Annotated in this window: 17 protein-coding genes; 8 read left to right on the top strand and 9 right to left on the bottom strand. The window is 61.1% G+C overall.

Annotated elements, in window-relative coordinates; translation table 11 throughout:
- The first annotated feature begins 11 nt into the window (after positions 1–11).
- The 8 genes from CKO25_RS10065 to gspD all read left to right on the top strand — a co-directional run bounded on the left by CKO25_RS10065 (position 12) and on the right by gspD (position 7,448).
- Complete coding sequence (locus tag CKO25_RS10065; RefSeq protein WP_200387807.1) at positions 12–485, top strand: GspH/FimT family pseudopilin; 474 nt, start codon at positions 12–14, stop codon at positions 483–485.
- A 15-nt stretch (positions 486–500) separates the two neighbouring features.
- A complete protein-coding gene (locus CKO25_RS10060) occupies positions 501–911 on the top strand; it encodes a type IV pilus modification PilV family protein (RefSeq protein ID WP_200387806.1) in 411 nt (136 codons plus the stop codon).
- 86 nt (positions 912–997) lie between these two features.
- Positions 998–1,717, top strand: coding sequence for a prepilin-type N-terminal cleavage/methylation domain-containing protein (locus CKO25_RS10055; RefSeq protein ID WP_200387805.1), 720 nt, complete (start codon positions 998–1,000; stop codon positions 1,715–1,717).
- Positions 1,714–2,640, top strand: a complete 927-nt coding sequence (locus tag CKO25_RS10050) for a type II secretion system minor pseudopilin (RefSeq protein ID WP_338115102.1) — start codon at positions 1,714–1,716, stop codon at positions 2,638–2,640. Before CKO25_RS10055 ends, CKO25_RS10050 begins: the two co-directional genes overlap by 4 nt.
- A 269-nt stretch (positions 2,641–2,909) precedes the next feature.
- Positions 2,910–4,010, top strand: a complete 1,101-nt coding sequence (locus CKO25_RS10045; protein WP_200387804.1) for a PilN domain-containing protein — start codon at positions 2,910–2,912, stop codon at positions 4,008–4,010.
- Positions 4,007–4,615: a type II secretion system protein GspM gene (gspM, locus tag CKO25_RS10040; RefSeq protein WP_200387803.1), complete on the top strand. Its 609-nt coding sequence runs from the start codon at positions 4,007–4,009 to the stop codon at positions 4,613–4,615. The genes CKO25_RS10045 and gspM overlap by 4 nt, the downstream gene beginning before the upstream one ends.
- Positions 4,612–5,229 (top strand): type II secretion system protein N, encoded by a 618-nt coding sequence (locus tag CKO25_RS10035; RefSeq protein WP_200387802.1) that lies wholly within the window; start codon positions 4,612–4,614, stop codon positions 5,227–5,229. Before gspM ends, CKO25_RS10035 begins: the two co-directional genes overlap by 4 nt.
- Positions 5,230–5,270: 41 nt before the next feature.
- Positions 5,271–7,448, top strand: coding sequence for a type II secretion system secretin GspD (gene gspD / locus CKO25_RS10030; RefSeq protein WP_200387801.1), 2,178 nt, complete (start codon positions 5,271–5,273; stop codon positions 7,446–7,448).
- 183 nt (positions 7,449–7,631) lie between these two features.
- Here the strand turns inward: gspD and CKO25_RS10025 are convergent, their stop codons facing one another.
- From CKO25_RS10025 to CKO25_RS09985, 9 genes are all read right to left on the bottom strand, one after another.
- On the bottom strand, positions 7,632–8,687 hold the full coding sequence (locus CKO25_RS10025) for a PilT/PilU family type 4a pilus ATPase (RefSeq protein ID WP_200387800.1): 1,056 nt from the start codon (positions 8,685–8,687) through the stop codon (positions 7,632–7,634).
- A gap of 12 nt (positions 8,688–8,699) precedes the next feature.
- Entirely contained in the window at positions 8,700–9,917 is a 1,218-nt protein-coding gene (locus tag CKO25_RS10020; protein WP_242467541.1) for a PilT/PilU family type 4a pilus ATPase, read from the bottom strand.
- A gap of 225 nt (positions 9,918–10,142) precedes the next feature.
- Positions 10,143–11,609 carry a glutamate synthase subunit beta gene (locus CKO25_RS10015; protein WP_200387799.1) on the bottom strand — a complete coding sequence of 489 codons (1,467 nt, stop codon included), beginning with the start codon at positions 11,607–11,609 and terminating at the stop codon, positions 10,143–10,145.
- Positions 11,602–16,257 (bottom strand): glutamate synthase large subunit, encoded by a 4,656-nt coding sequence (gene gltB / locus CKO25_RS10010; protein WP_200387798.1) that lies wholly within the window; start codon positions 16,255–16,257, stop codon positions 11,602–11,604. The genes CKO25_RS10015 and gltB overlap by 8 nt, the downstream gene beginning before the upstream one ends.
- A 481-nt stretch (positions 16,258–16,738) precedes the next feature.
- The gene (gene aroB, locus CKO25_RS10005; protein ID WP_200387797.1) at positions 16,739–17,821 is read right to left on the bottom strand and encodes a 3-dehydroquinate synthase; all 1,083 of its coding nucleotides are present in this window, start codon (positions 17,819–17,821) and stop codon (positions 16,739–16,741) included.
- A 63-nt stretch (positions 17,822–17,884) separates the two neighbouring features.
- On the bottom strand, positions 17,885–18,409 hold the full coding sequence (gene aroK, locus CKO25_RS10000; protein ID WP_200387796.1) for a shikimate kinase AroK: 525 nt from the start codon (positions 18,407–18,409) through the stop codon (positions 17,885–17,887).
- Between the two features lie 176 nt (positions 18,410–18,585).
- Entirely contained in the window at positions 18,586–20,868 is a 2,283-nt protein-coding gene (locus CKO25_RS09995; protein WP_338115101.1) for a type IV pilus secretin PilQ, read from the bottom strand.
- 88 nt (positions 20,869–20,956) lie between these two features.
- Positions 20,957–21,493 carry a pilus assembly protein PilP gene (locus CKO25_RS09990; RefSeq protein WP_200387794.1) on the bottom strand — a complete coding sequence of 179 codons (537 nt, stop codon included), beginning with the start codon at positions 21,491–21,493 and terminating at the stop codon, positions 20,957–20,959.
- Positions 21,493–22,095, bottom strand: coding sequence for a type IV pilus inner membrane component PilO (locus CKO25_RS09985; protein ID WP_200387793.1), 603 nt, complete (start codon positions 22,093–22,095; stop codon positions 21,493–21,495). The genes CKO25_RS09990 and CKO25_RS09985 overlap by 1 nt, the downstream gene beginning before the upstream one ends.
- Positions 22,096–22,111: the final 16 nt, after the last annotated feature.

Below are 22,111 nucleotides of genomic sequence, written 5' to 3'. Positions count from 1 at the left end.
GCGCGGATGCGATGGTTGCGGACGCATGCACCGCTCGCGATGGACGACACCAGGGCTTCACCCTGGTGGAACTCCTGGTCGTGCTGGCGATTGCCGCCGTGGCGATCTCCACGGTGCCACCCTTGTTCTCCGCCGCCCTGCCCGGTGTCGAGATGAAGGCCGCCGCGCGACGCACCGTGACGGGGTTGCGCCTCGCCCGCGAGCAGGCGATCCGCCAGGGCCGTCCACTTACGCTCATCGTCGACGTTGAGGAGCGCCGTCTCGAGATTCCAGGCCATCGCGCTATCAACCTGCCACAGCGCTTGGAGTTGACGTTCGAGGGGGCGGAGCGCGAGATGCGTGATGCGCAACGCGGGGGCATCCGCTTCTTTCCCGATGGCACCTCCACGGGTGGTCGCATTGTCATCGCGTCCGGTGATGCCGGCTATCAGATCGGTGTCAATTGGCTGACCGGACGTGTCCGCATGGCCCCATGGGAACCCTAGGGAGGTCGTGTCGGGATGATTCAGCTCAGCACGCCGAGGGCGCGTGAGCGCGGCTTCTCGCTCTTGGAGGTCTTGGTCGCCTTTGCCATCCTAGCGATTTCGCTCGGTGTCTTGATGCAAATCTTCACTCAGGCCAGTCGGGCCACTCTGATCTCGTCGCAGTACAGTCGCGCGGCTTCGCTGGTCGAGTCGAAACTGAACGCGGTGGGTGATGAGATCCCCCTTGAGGAGGGTGTTGTCACAGGCGACCCCGAGGGCGGCATCCACTGGGAGATCGTGATTCAATCGGTCGAACTCGATGAGCTGTTTGGCAGTGAGGCGGCACCCATCACGCCTTTTCGGGTCACGGCCACGGCACTCTGGCAGGACGGCGCACAGGTTCGTCGTGTCACGCTCTCGACCTTGCGCCTGGGCGCGCCATTTTGAGGCGCGGACGCGATGGGCATGACCGCGGTATGGGCTCCTCTCAATCTGGACGTGGACAGCAGTCGGTGACTCTCAGATCGCGTCCAATGCATGACGCGGCTGTTCAGCGCGTCGTCACCTGGGCACGGACTCCAGGTTTCACCTTGATCGAGTTGCTGATCGCGCTGGCCATCGTCAGTCTCATCACCTTGATGTTGTTCTCGGGTTTACGGCTGGGGACACGCGCCTGGGAGGGCGTGGACGCGGTCTCGGAGCGGGTCTCGGAGGTTCGCGTGGCGCGTGATTTCCTTGCCGCGACCTTGAGCCAAACGCGTCCAACCATTCTCATGCTCGATGCCCAACCGGTGATCGTGTTTGCCGGCGATCAGCAGCGGCTGGAATTCGTCGCGCCCCTATCCGAGCAGGTGGGCGTGCCCGGCTTGTACGTCCTGCGGCTCGGGCTCGAAGCGCGCGGAGCGGATGACGCGCTGGTGCTGACCCGCTGGTTGATTCATCCAGAGATCATTGAGGGATCTGGCAACATTCCGGCCTGGGAGCCGCTGACCTCGGAATCCAGACTCTTTCTCGACGGGTTGTCAACCGACATCGACCTCGCCGCGGGGGCGTTCGGTCGCACCCCGCTCCTGGATCGCGTCGCGGAATTCGAAATCGCCTACTTTGGGCTTGCCGACGCGGCGGTCGAGCCAGACTGGCATGACGAGTGGCTGGATCAAGCCCTGTTACCGATGCTGGTCCGGATTCGGCTTGCAACGCCCGAGCAAAGCTGGCCCGCTCTGGTGATCCGACTCCCGCAGAGGCTCTTGTGAAGGCCGTTCGCACGCCTGCGGGTGACCGCGGCATCGCCTTGGTGCTGGTGCTCTGGGTCTTGACCCTCCTGACCGTCATGGCGCTTGGCCTGACCGCGGCACAGCGCACTGAAACCGCCTTGACGGAGAATCACCTCTCCGGGGCTCGCTTCCGGGTGGTCGCGGACGCGGCGGTCGCCTTCACGGCACTGCATTTCATGATGCCGCCGCCCGATGCCATGAATCCCGATGCGGTGGTCTGGTTACCAAACGGCACGGCCGTTGACTGGCGCTTCGCCGGGGTCGATCTCCGCATTCGGGTGTTCAATGAAAGCTCTAGGATCGATCTCAACGAGGCCTCGCCCGAGCTCCTGTCTGCTCTCTTGACCGTCTTGGGAGTGGCCGAGGGCGAGGCCGTGGCGCTCGCCGCGGCGATGGTCGATTGGCGCGACGAGGACGACCTGGCGCTCCTGCACGGTGCCGAAGCGGCCGAATACCGCCAACAGGAGCGCGCGGTGGGTCCGAAAAATGCCCCCTTCATGGTGGTCGAGGAACTCTTGCAGGTGCTCGGTATGACGCCGGAGCTCTATTGGTTGATGGCCCCCGAGGTCAGTGTCGATCTGGATGGAGTCGGTTATGACGAACGTTATGCCTCGGCCGTCGGCTTTGCCGCGCGGGAAGGCCTCACCCTGGAAGACGCCATGATCCAGATCGCCGAGCGTGATGCCCCGCTCTTCGAGCAAGGTGGTGGACCCATGTTCGTCGATCGTGCCGGTCCCCTCTATCGCATCGAGGTGAGCGAGGAGGACGAACGCGGATTGGGACGACGGATGGAGGCCCTGATTGAGATCATGCCTGGTCAGCAACCACCCTATGAGATCCGCTGGCGTCGTTTCGGGTTATCGCGCGCAGCGCAGGAGATTGGCGAGGTCACCGCCAATTGAGACGACCCCACCGACTAGCGTCGTGAATGCAGCAGGACGTACACTTCGACCCAGTCAAGCATGAGGTTCCCGCGCAGGGTGGACTTGGGTTAGGGAAGACGCCCGAATTGAGGGCTGGATCAGGCGGTGGATTCGCGCGCACCGCATTGGACGCATGGCGCGGGCGGCTGTCCAGGATGAATTCAAGACTCCGGCCTCTGGTTTGAGATGGCACCGATCAAGGGAGGCGCGCCACCCCGGATCGATTGAGAAACTGCGACCACAAGGCTATGGCCATCACCGATCGTTTCAATCTCCTCAGCCCCTTGCGCCTTGCTGACGCCAGGGTGCGTCTTGCCGGGCTCCACCAGGCGACCCGTGGGCGTCTGATCGTGTGTTTGCCCGACCCGTTGAAACGCTTCCTCGCCAGCCGTGAGCATTGCCTCATCATCGAGCCCGCAGGCGCGACGGCCTCGTTGACGAAGGTCTCGGGCGGCCTCCGCACCTCAGGTGGAGAGGTCTCGATCGATCCGGCGCTCCCGCTTTCATCGGAGGCGTTATTCGGGCCTGACGTGAAGGTGTCGCGCGTTCTGTCCATGCCGCGCGACACGGTGCTGACGCGCACCGTCTCACTGCCCGCGCAGGTGCGCTCGAACCTCGCGCAGGTCATCCGCTACGAATTGGATCGGCTTTCGCCCTTTCAGGCCAGCGACGTACTCTACGACTTTCAGCCCCGGCCCGGCCCGAAAGGGGCTCCGCGTCTCGTCGTCGATCTCGCCATCTGTCGACGCGACCTCATCGACGCCTGGCTTGACCGTTTCAAGAATGATGGGGCACCCATCGATCGCATCACCTGGGAGGGTGCATGGCCCCGGGCCAATCTGTTACCGCCGCAGGAGCGACCCCAAACACGACTCACCCTGTTCAGCCTCAATACGCTGGTGTGGGTCGCCATCGCTGGGTTGTTGGCCGTGGCCATGCTGAGTCCTCTCTGGCAGCGCCATTGGGTCGCCTCCAGCCTTGAGGACGAGCTCAGACGGGTGCGTCTCGAGGTGGTCGCGGTCGATGATCTGCGCCAGGAGTTGGAGCGCGCGCGACTCGGCAGCACCGCGGTCTTGCAGCAGCGGTGGGATGAGCCGAACATCCTTGTGCTCCTGCGAGAACTGACCGACCGGATTCCGGACGACACCTGGATCCAAACCCTGGACTACAACAATGGTCAAGTCGAACTGCGCGGAGAATCTGGACAAGCCACCGCCCTGATCGGCTTATTGGAGCGCGCGCCCGGAATCGACGCGGTCTCATTCAGGTCACCCGTGACACAGGTTCCACAAACCGGTAAGGAGCGATTCAACATTTCACTGCGGTTCTCACGTATGGCAGACGAATGAACGAACAGGTCAGCTCGAAATTCTTCTGCGTCCTAGCGTGGCTGTTGCTCGGTGTCGCGCCGGTCCTGTTGCTCGGCGTGGTGGTGGCGGCCTGGACCCACGAGCTCGGTCACTTGGCAACCAGTATCGCTGATCGTGAAGATCAACTTGCCCGTTTCCGACGCATCATTGCAACGCTTCCGCAACTCCAGGGCGAGCTTGAGAGTGTCCGCTCCAACGAGAGTTTCAAGGCATTCTATTTTAGTGCGCCGACGGCCGCCTTGGCGGGTGCCGAACTCCAACGCACGGTGCAGGATATCGTCACGGCAGCCAATGGCCGATTGATCAGCACCCAAGTGCTCCCGTCTCAGCCTGACGAGAATCCGCCTCGTGTCAGACTCAGAACCCAAATCCAGGCATCGACCGAGACACTGCTTGATGTGCTCTACGACCTCGAGCAGGCGCGTCCATTCCTATTCGTCGATCAACTCTCGGTGCGCTCATCGGCGCGTCCGCAGTCGCTCGCGCAAGATCCCCGCGGCATTCGCCGCTCCCCCATCAGCACGGTTGGAGAACTGACGATCCGACTCGACATCTTCGGCTTCACGCTCGGGGGCGAGACATGAGGGGGCGGTTACAGCTGCTAGCGCTGTGCTCACTGGCGCTGGTGCTGTTCCTCCAATGGAAGGATTGGCCTCCCGATCCAACGGGGCCTCTTATCGCGACCGAACCCACCACGCAGGCGTCACCAGAGACCCCGTTCGATCCCACCGCGCAGCTCCTGCCCACGGACCCGAAGGATGCCTTTGCAAGCGTCATTGAGCGTCCTCTCTTTCGCTTCGAACGACGGCCGGAGGAAGAGGATGCGATGGCGGAAGAGCCCATCCCCGAACCCGAGTTGGGAACATCATTGCTCGGCATGGATCTCAATGCGGTGATCATTACTCCCGAACTGGTCGCCGCATGGGTACAGGATCCTGGCCAACCAAAACTCCGCCGGCTGCGTATCGGTGATGACCTGGCCGGCTGGTCGGTCACGGGCATCCTCCCTGATCGAATTTTGCTGGAGCGACAGGGCCGCGAAGATACGCTAATATTGCGAGACTTCGGGAAATTATCGATGCCAGCCTCGCCCGAGGCACTACAGCGGCGCCTGCCGCAAGGGTTTCGTCCCCCTAACATCGGTCCTGACATCATTCCGACCCCCGATTTTCCGAGCCCTGATTTTCCGGACAATTGACATCGCAGGTGTCGAGCCAACACGTTTCAAACAGACTGCCCATGCACTTCATCAGCCCATGTCGCACGTGTGCGACCCGTTTCTTGCTGCGACGCCTGATCCTGCTTGTGGTCATGGGGGTTGTCGTGTCGGCCTGCGAGCGCGCTTATTGGGATCCAACGGTGCGCATCGACGAGATGCAAGACAGCGGAACGCGGACCCTCCCATCCGGTCAACGTGCCTTCATCCCGGCGAGTGATCCCGAAGCCGCGACCATTGCGCTGAACGATGAGTTGACGGGGCGCGCTGCACCGATCGAGTCGTTGCAGCGGGGCACGGGCCGGTTCGTCCGTGAAATCGGGCCGCCTCCAGGGGACATCACGCCTGGCGATGTCACCCTGAACTTCGACGGCACCGACATTCGTGAAGTGGTCAAGGTGATCCTCGGTGATCTGCTGCAAGTGAATTATGTGCTCCATCCCGCGGTGCAAGGCGTCACCTCACTGCAGACCGGACGGCCCCTGCGCCGCGAGGATCTGATTCCCACCCTCGAGACGCTGCTGCGGATGAACAATGCAGCGATCGTCTTTGTGGATGGGAGCTACGAAGTGGTGCCGCTCGCCAATGCGATCCAGGGCCGCGTGGTCCCGCAACTGGGTGACTCGGGGCGGGCCTTGCCAGAGGGCTACAGCGTCCAAGTGGTGCCGCTGCAGTACATTGGCGCCGAGGAGATGAACAGCATCCTCCAGCCACTCGCGCCCGAAGGCAGCATCATCCGCGTCGACAATCTGCGCAACTTGATCGTCATCGCTGGCACCAGCCCGGATATGGGCAACTTGCTCGACACGATCCGGGTATTCGATGTCGATTGGATGTCTGGGCTCTCGGTTGGCTTCTTCGTCTTGGAGTATGCCCGAGCGAACGAGGTGGTGAATCAACTCCAGGGCCTGCTTGCGGACGAGACAGGCAATCCATTCAAAGGTCTCTTCCGCTTCGTTCCTGTCGAGAGCGCCAATGCCTTGTTGGTCGTCTCGCCGCAGGCGAGTTACTTGCAGCAGGCACAAAACTGGATCGAGCGGCTCGACATGGCCGAGGCGACCGGTGATGCCGCCGAACGACTATTCGTCTATCGCGTGCGTCATGGCAATGCGGAGAATCTGGCCGATACCCTGTCCCAACTGTTCGGTGGCGACGAGGGACGGCGGCGGCCCACGGTGGACGGTGTGGCACCAGGTCTGCGCGGCCAGTCGATCGGCTCCCTCGGGGAGGATGCGGATGGGGGCGGTGCGAGTGGGCAGGCCGAGGCGCGGCGGAGCTCGTCCCGAGAGATCCTGCTGTCATCATCCGTGAGCATCGTTGCTGACGCGACCAATAACTCCTTAATGGTTCGGGCCAGTCCGCGCGACTACAAAAAGATCCTCGATGCCCTCAAGCAACTCGACATCCTACCGCTACAGGTGCTCGTGGAGGCAACCATCGTTGAGATCAGTCTGGAGGGGAATCTACAGTACGGTGTTCAGTGGAACTTCTTCGGACTCGCCACCGAGTCGCAACGCAGTAACCTCACCCTCAGTGGCGGCAACAGCGCGGACATCGGACTCACCTTCCCCGGCTTCAACTGGGCCGTGATCTCTCGTCCGAGCACGATCCGAGCAACCCTGAGTGCCCTGGCCCGGGACAACCTCGTGAATGTCTTGTCCTCGCCGTCCGTGATGGTTCTGGACAATCAGACCGCCAAGATCCAGGTGGGCAAGGAAGTGCCGATCGCAACGAGTCAACAACAGGGCTTTCAAGCATCGGATCGGGTGGTGAACACCATCCAATATCGCCCCACCGGGGTCATGCTGTCGGTGAAGCCACGGGTGACGCCGGGTGGGTTGGTCCAAATGGAGATCGAGCAGGAAGTCAGCACGGTGGATCAAGCCGGCAGCGGAGGGTCCGAACTCGACTCCCCGACTTTCTCCACCCGCAACATCACCAGTTCCGTGGCGGTGCGCTCCAATCAGGCGGTTGTCCTCGGCGGCCTCATTCAAAACGAGCAGAATAATACGAACCAAGGGGTTCCTGGGTTCTACAATCTGCCATTCGCGGGGCCACTCTTCGGGCAACGCAACCGCGTCTCGCGCCGCACGGAACTGGTCGTCGTCCTCACCCCCAAGGTCATTGCGAGTGATCATGACGCCGAAGCGGTGACACGAGACTTCCGTGACAAGGTGCGAGGACTCCAGATGACGTTCTGACGTCCGCTCGGTGATGGCTCACAGGCCTGATCGTCCGACGTCGTCACGAACCACGCACTGAGCGGTCGTCGGCCTTGCGAACAGCCCGTGGCCGGTCACGCGGTCTCGGTGGCTCTCACTGAGGTGATGTCATCCGAGTGCTTGAAGGCCGACTGTCCACGGCGGGAGGCACGTCACCCCACGCTATCCAAAATTGATCCGAGCCTCGAGATTTGGTGCGGAATCCGCGTTCGCGAGTGCCTCCTCAAGTGCAATCGTCCCCTCACGATAGAGCGCGAGTAGGGCGTCGTCGAAACTTGTGGTGCCATCATCGCTTGGCCCCTGCATCGTTTCCGGGATGGCGTCGACACGCCCATCGCGAATCAGATCGGCAACGTGCGGTGAGTTCACGAGGATCTCGATCGCGGCACAACGTGAGCCTGTCTTGGTGCGGACGAGTCGTTGTGAAATGATCGCACGTAGATAGGAGGAAAGATCCGTAAAGAGGGTTTTGTGCATCGCCTGGGGGAACATGTTGATGATCCGCTCCAAGGCTTGATAGGCATTGTTCGCATGCAGGGTCGAGATGGCGAGATGGCCGGTGCCCGCTAACTCGATGGCGGCCTCCATCGTCTCGCGGGTGCGGATTTCCCCGATCAGGATCACGTCTGGGGCTTCTCGCAGCGCACTCTTCAAGGCGTGCGCGAAGCTCTTCGTATCCAGACCCAACTCCCGTTGACTGATGACGCACTGCTGATGAGGGTGCAGGAACTCGATCGGATCCTCGATCGTGATGATATGGCCCGACGTGTTCCGATTGCGATGATCGATCATCGCCGCAAGCGTCGTGGATTTGCCCGAACCCGTCGCGCCGACCATGAGAATGATCCCGCGTTTGTGCATCACCAACTGACTCAAGGCGGGTGGGAGATTCAACTCCTCCGCGCTTGGGATACTGGCACGAATGTACCGCAGAACCATCGCCCGGCTGCCACGCTGGTGATAGACGTTGACGCGAAAACGGCCGCGACCTTCCAGTGCGATGGCGAAATCGAGCTCGAGTGACTCATCGAGTACGCGCGCCTGCTGCTCATCGAGCAGTGAGGCAACTGCTTCGCGACAAAAGGCTGGTGTCAGAATGGTGTCGCCGATCGAGCGCATCACGCCCTCGATCTTGATCTTCGCCGGTGCGCCTGGGATGAAAAAGAGATCCGATGCATTGTGCCGGATCATCATCTCAAGATAAGGCGTGATGTCCATCTGCGCGTGATCTCAGGGCTTTGATTTCGGTCGTTGTGTATCCGTTCCACCGACCCCGATCCCAACGAGGAAACTCGGTTCCAAATCCTCGTCGTCCTCGACCATGCGCAGTCCTCCGGCCTCTGCGAACGGATCGCGGCCCTGCGCCTCATGGCCCTCGAGCTTGATGGACAGACGTAACTCGTTCATTGAATCGGCGCTGCGCAAGGCGTCCTCATAGCTGATCTGGCCGGCTTCGTAGAGATCGAAGAGCGCCATGTCGAAGGTCTGCATCCCCAACTCACGTGACCGTTTCATGATGCTCTTGATCGAACCGACATCACCCTTGAAGATCAGGTCCTGAATCAGCGGCGAGTTGATCATGATCTCGACGGCCGCGACACGTCCCCCTTCGCTGGATGGCAGGAGCCGTTGGGAGATGACCGCTTTCAGATTCAAGGACAGATCCATCAGGAGCTGTGTGCGCCGCTCTTCGGGAAAGAGATTGATGATGCGATCGAGTGCTTGGTTAGCATTGTTCGCATGGAGCGTCGACAAACAGAGGTGTCCGGTCTCGGCGAAGTTGATGGCATGCTCCATCGTCTCGCGACTGCGGATTTCACCGATCAAGATCACATCCGGAGCCTGACGGAGGGTATTCATCAGCGCGATCTCCCAACTCTCGGTATCGACGCCGACCTCGCGCTGGGTGATGAGACAATTCCGGTGAGGATGCACGTACTCAACCGGATCCTCGATGGTAATGATGTGACCATGGCTTTGCTGGTTGCGGTAGCCGAGCATGGCCGCGAGCGACGTCGACTTACCCGAACCCGTGCCACCGACAACAAGCACCAGCCCGCGCTCCGTCATGACGATGTCTTTCAGGACCGGGGGGAGACCGAGCGCATCGAGTTCCGGAATCTGGGCGTTGATGGTGCGTAACACCGCACCACAGTGCCCCTGCTGGATGAAGGCATTGACCCGAAAACGCCCGATCCCCGGCGGACTGATGGCGAAATTACATTCCTTCGTTGCGTCGAAGTCACGGACCTGGCGATCGTTCATGATCGATCGGACCAGCACGTTGGTCTGCATCGCGGTCAGGGGTTGCTCGCTGATCGGGGTCATGCGTCCGTTGATCTTGCACGCGGGCGGAAAACCGGCCGAGATGAAGAGATCCGAGCCCTTCTTCGCTGTCATCTTGCGCAGACAGTCCAGCATGAATTGAGCCGCTTGTTGTCGATCCATCCTCTTTCGTCATCCTCCACGCCGAGTCCACTCCCCAAGAGAGTCGGTGACATCACCCCTCATGTCCGTGAACTCGTGCTCAACAATGAAACATGTGTTCGACGGCTCAGCACCGCAACCGCGGTCCGGCCCCCTCGGCGCTCAAGCCCGTCAACCCGGGCCTGGGATCAGACCAGCTGATCCTCGTGCGCCGGCGGCATTGAGATCGGAGCAGCGAATCGGTCCCTAGCGCGCGAGATCGGATCGGCCCATGAGCCATTCATCCACTGCCCGGGCGCATTGGCGTCCCTCCCGAATCGCCCAGACGACGAGTGACTGCCCACGCCGCATATCTCCCGCACAAAAGACACCTTCGACCGAGGTGTGATAGGCCTGTGGGCCGTCGGTATTCCCGAGCACATTGCCACGTGGATCGAACGTCAATCCGGCTTGCTCACGCAGCTCAGCGAGCATGCCGTCGTGGATCGGATGCGCGAACCCCATCGCGAGGAGGATCAAGTCGGCTTTGAGCTCGCCGGCACTATCCGGTACCCGCTGCATCGTCCAGGGTCCACCTGCGACACGCTCCCAGCGCACGAGCTCGTATCGCAAGGCTTTGACCCGGCCCTGCTCGTCACCGACGAATTCTGTCGAGGCAACGTTCCAGAGTCGTTCGCAGCCTTCTTCCTGTGAGCTGGAGGTGCGCAGCCGGTTGGGCCAGTTCGGCCACGTCAGCCCTTTATTCTCCTTTTCCGGTGGTTTATCGAGAATTTCGATCTGCGTCACCGACTTTGCACCGTGACGATTGGACGTCCCGATGCAATCCGAACCGGTATCGCCACCACCGATCACGACCACATGCCGACCGTGCGCGCTGATGAAGTCCTCATCAGGCACATAAGACCCCTGCACCCGTTTACTGTTGCGCGTGAGAAAATCCATCGCGAAGTGAATACCGGACAGCTGGCGTCCGGGGATGTCCAGATCACGAGGCTTCTCTGACCCACCGGCCAGCACCACCGCATCATACTCAGTACGCAGTTTTGCCACGGGGATGTCGACACCGATGTGGGCATTGGTGTAGAACTCGACGCCCTCGGTTCGCATCTGCGCCATGCGTCGATCGATCAAGTTCTTGCTCAGCTTGAAATCAGGGATCCCGTAGCGCAGGAGGCCGCCGATGCGGTCCGCTTTCTCGAACAAGTGCACCTGGTGGCCGGCTCGCGCCAACTGTTGTGCCACGGCGAGGCCCGCGGGTCCGGAGCCAACCACGGCAACCTGCTTGCCGGTGCGCCGCTCGGGCACCTGGGGTTTGATCCAACCCTCCTGCCAGGCTTTATCGACGATGGCACATTCGATCGTCTTGATCGCGACCGGCTTGTCATCGAGATTCAGGGTGCAGGCCGCCTCGCAGGGGGCGGGACAGATGCGACCGGTGAATTCCGGGAAGTTATTCGTCGAGTGCAACACCTCGATCGCGGCTTGCCAGTCATCGTGATAAACCAGATCGTTCCAATCCGGAATGATATTGTTGACTGGACATCCTTGATGACAGTAGGGAATCCCGCAGTCCATACAGCGGGCGCCCTGTTCGCTAACCTCCCGGTCCGAGAGCGGAACCACGAACTCGTTGTAGTGTACGATACGGTCAGCGGCCGGTTGATAACGGCGGTCTCGACGATCGATCTCAATGAAACCGGTTGGCTTACCCATGTTCCATAATCCCCTTCGACGGCTTGATCGGCTGTGGTGGACGGCTTTGACGTAACTGCATGGTTTCGAGCGCACGTCGATAGTCGACCGGCATCACCTTGACAAACTTCGTGCACATTCGCTCCCAATCATCGAGGATGCGTCGTGCCACAGCCGAGTTGGTGTAATGCAGATGCTGGAGGATGAGTTGTTTGAGCCGCTTCGCGTCATGTCGGCTCATATCCTCGCTCACATCCACCAGACCGTGTGTCTGCAGGTCTCCACCCTGATGATCGAGCGCCTCGAGAAGATCGTCCTCGGCAGCAATCGGCTCGAGTTCGACCATGGCGAGATTGCAGCGGTTCGCGAAACTGCCATCCTCGTCGAGCACATAGGCGATGCCGCCGGACATGCCCGCGGCAAAGTTGCGTCCCGTCGGGCCAAGGACAACCGCGATCCCGCCGGTCATGTACTCGCAGCCATGATCGCCAACTCCTTCCACGACGGCGATGGCCCCTGAGTTGCGCACGCAGAAGCGTTCACCCGCGACGCCACGGAAGAAGCATTCGCCACTGATTGCTCCGTAGAGGACCGTATTGCCGACGATGATATTGTCCTCGGCGCGATCGATCGCCGCGTTCGCGGGCGGATAGATGATCAACCGCCCCCCCGAGAGTCCCTTGCCGACATAGTCGTTCCCTTCACCCTCGAGCTCGATGGTCACGCCCCGCGCAACCCAGGCACCGAACGATTGGCCACCCGTACCCGTTGCCTTGATATGGATGGTGTCATCCGGGAGGCCGGCGTGGCCATAACGTTCGGCCAGCCGACCGGACAACATGGCGCCAAAGCTGCGATTAAAATTACGGATGGCGGTCTCGATCCGCACCGCCTCACCCCGCTCCAGGGCCGGCTGCGCTTGCCGAATCATCTCGTGGTCGAGAGCCTGTTCGAGACCATGGTCCTGGCTCTCGCAGTTGTGTACGGCGACACCCGGAACCTGCGGTGGCTGCGCGAGCAAGCGTGAAAAGTCCAGGCCACGTGCCTTCCAATGCTCGATCGCATGGCGCAGCTCCAACCGTTCTGAGTGCCCGATCATCTCGTTCATCGTGCGGAACCCGAGTTGCGCCATCAACTGACGCACTTCCTCGGCGATGAAGAAGAAGAAGTTGATGACATGCTCCGGCTGACCCGTGAAGCGTCGACGGAGTTCTGGGTCTTGCGTTGCCACACCAACCGGACAGGTGTTCAGATGGCACTTACGCATCATGATGCAGCCTTCGACGATCAAGGGTGCCGTGGCGAAGCCAAATTCGTCGGCGCCAAGTAAGGCACCGATGACAACATCCCGACCCGTGCGCATTCCCCCATCGACCTGCACCGCGATGCGCCCACGCAGCCGGTTCAGCACCAAGGTCTGGTGGGTTTCGGCGAGGCCGATCTCCCAGGGTGAGCCCGCATGCTTGATCGAGGTCAGCGGACTCGCGCCGGTCCCACCGTCATAGCCCGCGATGGTGACATGATCCGCGTGGGCCTTGGATACGCCCGCCGCGACCGTACCGACACCCACCTCCGAGACCAATTTCACCGAGATCCGCGCACGAGGATTGACGTTCTTGAGGTCGTGGATCAGTTGAGCGAGGTCCTCGATCGAGTAGATATCGTGGTGCGGTGGTGGCGAGATGAGTCCGACACCCGGAGTGGAATGACGCACCCGCGCGATCTGGGGACTGACCTTGTGCCCCGGCAGTTGACCGCCTTCACCTGGTTTCGCCCCTTGCGCGATCTTGATCTGGATATCATCGGCGTTGACCAGATACTCGGCGGTCACGCCAAAGCGGCCCGAGGCGACCTGCTTGATCGCCGAGCGTTCGGGGTTGCTCGAGCCATCCGGCAGGGGACGAAACCGCTCAGGCTCCTCGCCCCCTTCTCCGGTGTTGGATTTGCCCCCGATGGCATTCATGGCGCGGGCGAGGGTCGCATGGGCCTCGGGCGAGATCGAACCGAACGACATGGCCCCGGTGGCAAAGCGCTTCACGATCTCTCGCGCCGGCTCGACCTCGTCGAGTGGAATGGGTTGGTCTGCGAACTTGAACTCCATCAGACCACGCAGCGTCAGGAGCCGCTCGGATTGATCGTTGATCAATTTGGAATATTCAGCAAAGCTTTGGAAGCTGTTCGACCGCGTGGCATGTTGGAGTTTCGAGATCGTCTCGGGTGTCCAGACATGGTCCTCACCCCGCAGCCGATAGGCGTAATCGCCCCCCACGTCGAGATGCTTGCGATAGATTTGTTCGCGTCCGTAAGCTTGCGTGTGCCAACGCACGGTTTCCTCGGCCACCTCGCGCAGCCCGATCCCTTCGATCTTGGATTGGGTGCCGGTGAAATACTGCTGCACGAAGCGTGAATCAAGCCCGATCGCGTCGAAGATCTGCGCACCGCAATAGGACTCCAGCATGGAGATGCCCATCTTCGACATCACCTTCAGCAGTCCCTTTCCGATCGCCTTGATGTAGCGCTTCTGTGCCTCCTCGAAAGTGAGGGGCTCGGACAAATGCGGAAGCAGGGACTGAATGGTATCGAAGGCCAAATACGGGTTGATTGCCTCGGCGCCATAACCCTCCAAGGTCGCGAAATGATGGACCTCGAGCGCGGCACCAGTCTCCACGACGATCCCCGAACTCGTGCGCAGACCGCGCCGAATCAGGTGATGGTGAACCGAGGAGGTCGCCAGCAGCGCCGGAATGGGGATGTGGTCGAGGTTGGTGTTGCGATCAGACAGGATCAGGATGTTGTAACCGGCCAAGACCGCCTGCTCAGCCTGTTCGCACAGCCGCTCCAGGGCCGGCGCCATCCCATCGGCCCCTTCGGTCGCCAGATAGACCATGTGCAGTGTGCGGGTGCGGAAGGCCGCGCCGGCGCTGTACTCGATGTGGCGGATGCGTTCCAGATCCTGGTTGGTGAGAACCGGCTGCGGGGTCTCAAGACGCCAGTTCTTGCCCGCGTCATTGATGCCAAGCAGATTGGGACGTGGTCCGATCATGCACACCAGCGACATCACCAATTCCTCGCGAATCGGATCGATCGGCGGATTGGTGACCTGAGCGAAGTTCTGCTTAAAGTAGGTCGACAGGTGTTTGGGCCGGCTGGACAGGACCGAGGGCGGGTTGTCCGCGCCCATCGAGCCAACCGCCTCCTGCCCGGTCAGGATCATCGGCGTCAGCAGGAACTTAATGTCCTCCTGGGTGTAACCGAACGCCTGCTGGGCATCGAGCAGGGTCGCGTCGTCCGGCGACATGGGCCCGACACTGGTCGGCAGTTCGTCGAGGCGGATCTGCGTTTGTTTCAACCACTCACCATAGGGCTTGGCCTCGGCGAGCTGGGTCTTGATCTCGGCGTCGTCGATGATGCGCCCTTGTTCGAGATCGATCAGGAGCATCTTCCCCGGCTGCAGCCGCCACTTCTTGATGATGCGTTCCTCGGCGATGTCGAGCACGCCCATCTCCGACGCCATCACCACTAGGTCGTCCTTGGTCACAAGATAGCGCGCCGGTCGCAGTCCATTGCGATCAAGGGTGGCACCGATCTGACGCCCATCGGTGAAGGCAACCGCGGCGGGTCCATCCCAGGGTTCCATCAGGGCGGTGTGGTATTCGTAGAAGGCACGCCGCTTCTCATCCATCAAGCGGTTGCCGGTCCAGGCTTCGGGGATCAGGATCATCATGGCATGCGCGAGTGAGTAGCCACCCATGACGAGCAATTCAAGCGCATTGTCGAAGCAGGCCGAGTCGGACTGACCCTCCGGGATCAACGGCCAGATGGTATCGAGATCCTCACCGAGGATCTCCGAACGCATGGTGTGTCGGCGTGCCGCCATCCAGTTGACGTTGCCGCGTAAGGTGTTGATCTCGCCGTTGTGGCAGATCATCCGAAAGGGTTGCGCCAGATCCCAGGTCGGGAAGGTATTGGTGGAGAAGCGCTGATGCACGAGGGCAATCGCCGAGGTAAAGCGCTCATCGCTCAGATCGCGGTAATACTTGCCAACCTGATCCGCCAGCAGCATCCCTTTATAGTTCAGTGTTCGCGAGGACAGCGATGCGGTGTAGAAGGCGGTCTGATCGAATCCTGCCTGGCGAATCTCGTTGTCCATCCGTTTGCGGATGACGAAGAGCTTGCGCTCGAACGCATCCTGATCGGCGCAATCGGCTGAACGGGCCACGAAGACCTGTCGGATCATCGGCTCCGATGGCAGCACACTCGGGCCGAGGTCGCTGTTGTCGACCGGCACATCGCGCCAACCCAAGAGCCTTTGCCCACCAGCCGCCATTTGCCGCGCGACGATTTCCTGCATGTGCCCGCGCGCATCGGCGTCTTGCGGCAGGAAAATCATGCCAACCCCATATTCACCGATAGGCGGCAGCTCGAATGACACCTGCGCGCGCAGAAAGGCGTCTGGAATCTGGACGAGGATCCCCGCGCCGTCGCCTGCTTTCGGGTCTGCGCCGACCGCGCCTCGATGGGCGAGGCGCTCAAGGATTTCGAGTCCTTGCCGCACGATGGCATGGCTTTTCACATTCTTGATATTGCAAACGAAGCCGACGCCGCAGGCATCGCGTTCGTTCGCAGGGTCGTAGAGACCCTGTGCGGGCGGGTAGGCACGAAGGCTCATCGATGACCTCGCTGATCCGGGAGCTTCAACTGAATGATTGTGTAGTCGCAAGCGCTGCGCTTACACCTTGTAGGCTGTGCGTGATTGTCGCAGTCCGCGTCGAGTGCCACAATCCCGCCCCCGCGCTCGGCGAGCAAGTCATGGTGTCGAACAACGGACTCACATCGATCAGGTTGGCGAGAGACCCCGCATGAGCACATGGTCCGCACTGGGAGCGGTTCGACACGACAGCGGTGGGTGGTGTTCCGCGTTCACTGAACGACCGCGAGGTGGGGTAATTTAGCAGATGTCGTGCCACGCTTCGACTGCCGTGGCCATCATGGGCGTCTCATCGCGCGTGCGACGCCGTCGCACCAGCCTGAAATCGCGTCGGTTCGTCCTGACTCGCCGGGTTGGAACAGACACGCCACGCATCTCGAAGGATGAGTGGTCGAATATCGTGCAATCTGGACGCTGGTTGAACCAAATGGAGGCGCATGCCTCATTCCGATGCAACCGCGAGGGTCGCGTAAAGAAGGTCTGGATCGATGTCCGCCGTCACCAGCGCCTCGCCTGGATAACGCATGAGCACCAGGCGCAAACGACCATCCTGAATCTTCTTGTCGACGGACATATGCTCCATGAACTGTTCCGGTGTGAGATCGGCCGGCGCAGCCGTGGGCAGACCCGCACTCGTCACCAGACGCCGCACCCGCGCTAAGTCGGTATCGGTCATCCAACCCAGGCGCATCGACAGATCCGCCGCCAGACACATGCCCACACCAACCGCTTCACCGTGCAGCCAGGCGCCATAGCCGGAGGCGGTTTCGATCGCATGGCCGAAGGTGTGGCCAAGGTTCAAGAGCGCACGTTGCCCGGCTTCATGCTCATCGGCGGCAACGATCTCCGCCTTGATCTCGCAGGAGCGTCGAATGACGTAGGCAATGGCGTCTGGGTCGCGTGCGAGCAGTTCAGCCATGTGGGCTTCGAGCCATGACAGAAAGGCGTCGTCTCGGATCAGTCCGTATTTGATGACTTCGGCAAGCCCAGCCGACAGCTCACGCTGTGGCAAGGTCGCCAGGGTCGCGGTATCGGCAATCACCGCGCGCGGCTGATGGAAGGCGCCGATCATGTTTTTGCCGGCTGGGTGGTTGATTCCGGTCTTGCCGCCAACCGAGGAATCAACCTGCGCAAGCAGTGTGGTCGGCACCTGGATGAACCCCACCCCGCGCTGATAGCAGGCCGCGGCGAAACCGGCCATGTCACCTACCACACCACCACCGAGCGCAATCAGGGTGCAATCGCGACCAAAGCGGGCTTGCAGGAGAGCGTCGAAGATGCGATTCCAGACTTCGAGTGTCTTGAACTGCTCGCCATCGGGTAGCACGACCTCCGCAACCTGATAGCCCTCAAGTGCCCCAAGGACCGCGTCGCGATACAAGGGTCCGACCGTCTCGTTGGTGACGATCATGACCTGGGAGCTGCTGAGATGGGGCTGATAGAGGTCGCGATCGCCGATCAGTCCAGTCCCGATGTGGATGGGGTAGGCGCGTTCCGCGAGGGCAACACTCAAACTCCAGGTCATGTGGATACTCCGGTGAGGCCGCTTGATCGGACACGGCTGCGATGAGGCGTGGCGTCGCGGCGATCAAATCTCCTCGGACTCAAGGCGTCGGCAGATTTCCTTGACCACGGAACTGGTCCCACGTTTCTCGGTGGAGACGACCATGTCGGCGACTTGACGATACAGAGGCTCGCGCTCCTCCATCAGCTCGCGCAAACGTTGCAGCGGGTCCTCGGTCTCCAACAGCGGTCGGTTCCGATCCCGTGCGGTGCGGGCATACTGTTGCTCGGGGCTACAGTGCAGATAGATGACCACGCCCCGCGCGGCGAGATCCTGCCGGTTCTCGGGGGACAGAATGACACCACCTCCGGTGGCCAGCACGATCCGTTCCTCACTGACCAGCTCTTCGATCACCTGGCGCTCGCGGGCACGAAACCCGGCCTCCCCCTCGAATTCGAAGATGGTGGGGATGTCGACACCTGTGCGGCGCTGAATCTCCTGGTCACTATCTTTGAAGGTGTAAGACAGGGTCGAGGACAGTTGTCGACCGACGGTGCTCTTGCCGGCACCCATTGGGCCGACGATAAAGATGTTCTGTGCGCGCATCATAGGGCAAGGTATGCCAGATTTTCACCGCTTGGGCAAGGTCTAGAAGGCGAGGTGTTCCTGCAGGTCGTCATGTCGCTCTCCGATTCGGCCCGTCATGTCCCGCGTGGAGCCCGTCGACTGGGCTCGGTTGCACCATCTCAGACCTGCGTGGTGGACGTTGTGGGTCGCTTATGCGATCAGTTCACCACGAGATCCCCTTTCAGGATCTTCGGGGTCACGAAAATCAAGAGTTCCGAGTTGTTGTCCTCCCGAAATTCTTGTTTGAATAATCGGCCCATGACCGGGATGTCTCCCAGCCAGGGCACCTGTTCCTTGGCAACGGTTCGAGTGCGTTCATAGACGCCACCTAACACCACGGTCTCGCCATTGTCGACCAAGACCCGTGTTTCGATCTCGCGGGTGTTAATCGTCGGTGTCCCATCGGCGGCCGTGCGCAGAAAGTCGGGTTCGTCTTTGGTGACGATCAGATCCATGATGATCCGGTCGTCCGGGGTGATCGCTGGGGTCACCTTGAGACTCAGGGTCGCGTTCTCGAACTGAACATTCGTTCCATCTTGCGAGACCGTCGAGTAGGGAATCTTCTTCCCAACCTCGATCTTTGCCTCCTTCTGATCCGAGGTGATGACGCGGGGACTCGAAATCACCTCCCCACGCCCCTCGCGTTGCATCGCGGACAGTTCCAGTTGCAAGAGATAGGAGCCGACCCGGCCAATCAGGAAATTCACCGCACTGCCGCGATTCTCGGCCAGCCGCGCGGGGAGGTTGACGAGGAGGGAGGGGGTCGCCGAGGTTGGGTATTCCAGAGGGAGATCCTCGCCGGGATTTAAGATGATCGAGTTATTTGGAAGCCCGAGCGTGTTGAGACCGAAGGGACCTGCATCATAACCACCCCATCCAGGGGCGTTGCCGGCCATGCCGCCGCCAATCAACATCTCGTTGCTACCAATGGCGCCCATGGATGTGGCCAGACCAAACCGCACGCCAAGGTCACGGGTGAAATCATTATTCGCGATCACGACCCGGGACTCGATCATCACCTGACGAACCGGAATATCCAAGCGCGCGACAATGGTGCGAATCTCGTCGAGCCGTGCCGCTGTATCCATCACCAAGATGGTGTTGGTGCGTTCGTCGAAGGTGACGCTGCCGCGCCCCGGCGTCAAGATCGAGTCCTTGGTCGCTTCAGTGATGGTGCGATCGAATTGCTGCGCATCTCGACCTATCGAGTCGACTCGACCCTGAGCGCTGACACTCGACTGAACGCTCGATGCGCCGCGGATGAAGGCCGCAATCTCGGCTGCCTTAGCGAATTGAATCGGGATGAACTCCGAGCGAATGGGCGCCAGCTCCTCGAGTCGCTGATCCGCGCTCAGCGTCCTCTCCTCAAACCCGACGATCTCCTCGAAGGGACCGACCATGATGACATTGCCTTCTTGGCGCTTGGCCAGATTCTTGGTCTGTAAAATGATGTCAAGCGCTTGATCCCAAGGAACATTCTTGAGTCTTAAGGTAATGCTGCCGTCTACTGAGTCACTCGCGACCAGGTTGAGATCCGTGAAATCGGCTAGCAACTGTAGAACGGCCCGAACCTCGATGTCCTGAAAATTCAGTGAGAGCCGCTCGCCATCGTAGACCATGCGTTCACGCGCAAGGCGCTCCTTCTCCGCGGCGGTCAGCGGGCGCAGCTCCAGGGTGAAGAGGGTGTCCGATTGGTAGGCCATGTATTCGAATTCACCGCCGGTGAGCACCGTCACGTCGACATTGCGGCCTCTGGGACGGGACTCCACCGCCGTCACGGGCGTCCCGAAATCGATGACGTCGAGGCGTCGAAAGAGTCGCTGTGGGAGTGAGGTGTCGAGTAGCTCAACCAGAACCCGGGTCCCTTCTTCGCGCACCGTGACGCGGGTCGTCGGGCTGGGCAGTTCGATCAGAACCCGCCCCTCGCCCTGTGGGCCGCGGCGAAAATCGATGTCACGCACATTGGGCCCGGGGGCCGATCCCGTCTCCGCGGCCTGTCGCGCCCAGGGCGGTGGTGGCGGACGACTGGCCTGTTCGGGACTCGGTGCCGGCGCCGCGGATCGTGCTAGGGGTGAGGCGATCCGCGAGTCGACGGCGATCCGCACGCGGTCCCCATCGGTTGTTACCTCGTAGGGAACCGAGTCGTTGAGGTTGATGACGACGCGGGACCGATCACTTGCCTCGACGGCAACCAGGCTATGTACGGCGCCGACCCCGATCGGGATGGCGCGGCGATCGAGTCCGTTGCGCACTCCCGCGAAATCGAGCGCGATCCGCGCCGGTGAGATCGTATCGAAGGTTTGCGGCGCGCTGACGGGTCCGGAAAAACGCAGATCGATCTCGACCCGATTGCCGGGCTGCGCCGCGAATTGCACATCCGTGAGTTCGACTGCGCGGGCGGCGTGCGCCCAGCTCCAGAACCAAATGAGTCCAAGCAGCACCCAGCTTGCGCGCCAGCGAACTGAATGCGATGCGGGGTCTCGGGACGGTGGCGTCCGATCGTTGCGATCTGTCACAACAGGCTTCATCCTATGGCTTGGTCAGCGGAATCACTTGCTCGTTCTCGCGCCACTCACCGGACGCCTCCAAGACGATCTCCACGATGCGCATGACATCAGGCTTGATCGCCACGATCTGGCCGTTGTTCTGGCCCACATAGTTGCCAACCTGCACACGATAGAGCTGTCCCGTTTTGGTTCGCACCAATGCCCAAAGCGCCCCGTTTTCCTGCTGTAGGGTCCCGACCATGTTGAGATCCGTCAACGGAAACTGCTCCAGCTGTTCCTTGGGCCGGTTGGGATCCGGAGCCAGGCTTGCGCCATCGGACGTGATCTCGGTCGTCTGGCGGTCCATCACGAACGGATCGCGCCGATCGCGCGGGTCGAAGACAAAGCCCTCAACTGCTTCGATCTCAGGTAAGGGTTCGATTCGCCCGGGGGGGCGCGCCTTGACCTCTTTGATGTACTCACGCAGATCGGACATCCCTGACTGCTCACATCCCACCAAAAGCCCGACGACGGCCAGCGCACGCAGGGCATGCCCAAGCAGTCGTGCCTGTTTCGGCATCAGGAGGCATCCTCGTCAAGATAACGATATGTCTTGACAGAGGCCTCTAGCGTCAGGCGGTCGCCGCCCCTAGCCCGCGTTCCGCCACCCTCGGTGATCCGAATGTCATGCACCGTCACAATGCGCGAAAGTGCCGCCAACCCGCTGACGAACCGACCAAAATCCGGGTAGGTTCCAGTCACCCGAATCTGAATCGGCAATTCAGCATAGAAATCCTTGATCTGTTCATTACCCGGTTGAAACAGCTCAAACTCCAGTCCCGCGGCCAATCCGGTACGTGAGACATCGACCAGTAAGGAGGCCACTTCGGTTCGATTCGGCAGTTGCCGGAGCATCGCCCCGAACGACTCCGTCATCTCTTCGACTTGCTGACGATACTCATCAAGATTCGCCGCCTTGCGCTGCTTGCTTTCAAATGATGCGCGGAGATCACGCTCGGTCGTGGCCGCGCGCTCGAGGCGGACGAGCTGTTCCTCGGTGTCGAAGTAGTAGACGGCCCCCGCTACAGCCAAGCTGGCAATGAGAATCACGACCACCTTGATGGGGATCGGCCATTCGCCGATCGCATTGAGATCCAGCTCATTGAGCTCGTTCAAGTCCATGACGGGCCTCCGCGCA

It is taken from the genome of Thiocapsa imhoffii (assembly GCF_016583985.1).
Lineage (GTDB): Bacteria > Pseudomonadota > Gammaproteobacteria > Chromatiales > Chromatiaceae > Thiocapsa > Thiocapsa imhoffii.
Note: the sequence above shows the minus strand (reverse complement) of the source record. Positions and strands in the feature narration are given on the sequence as shown.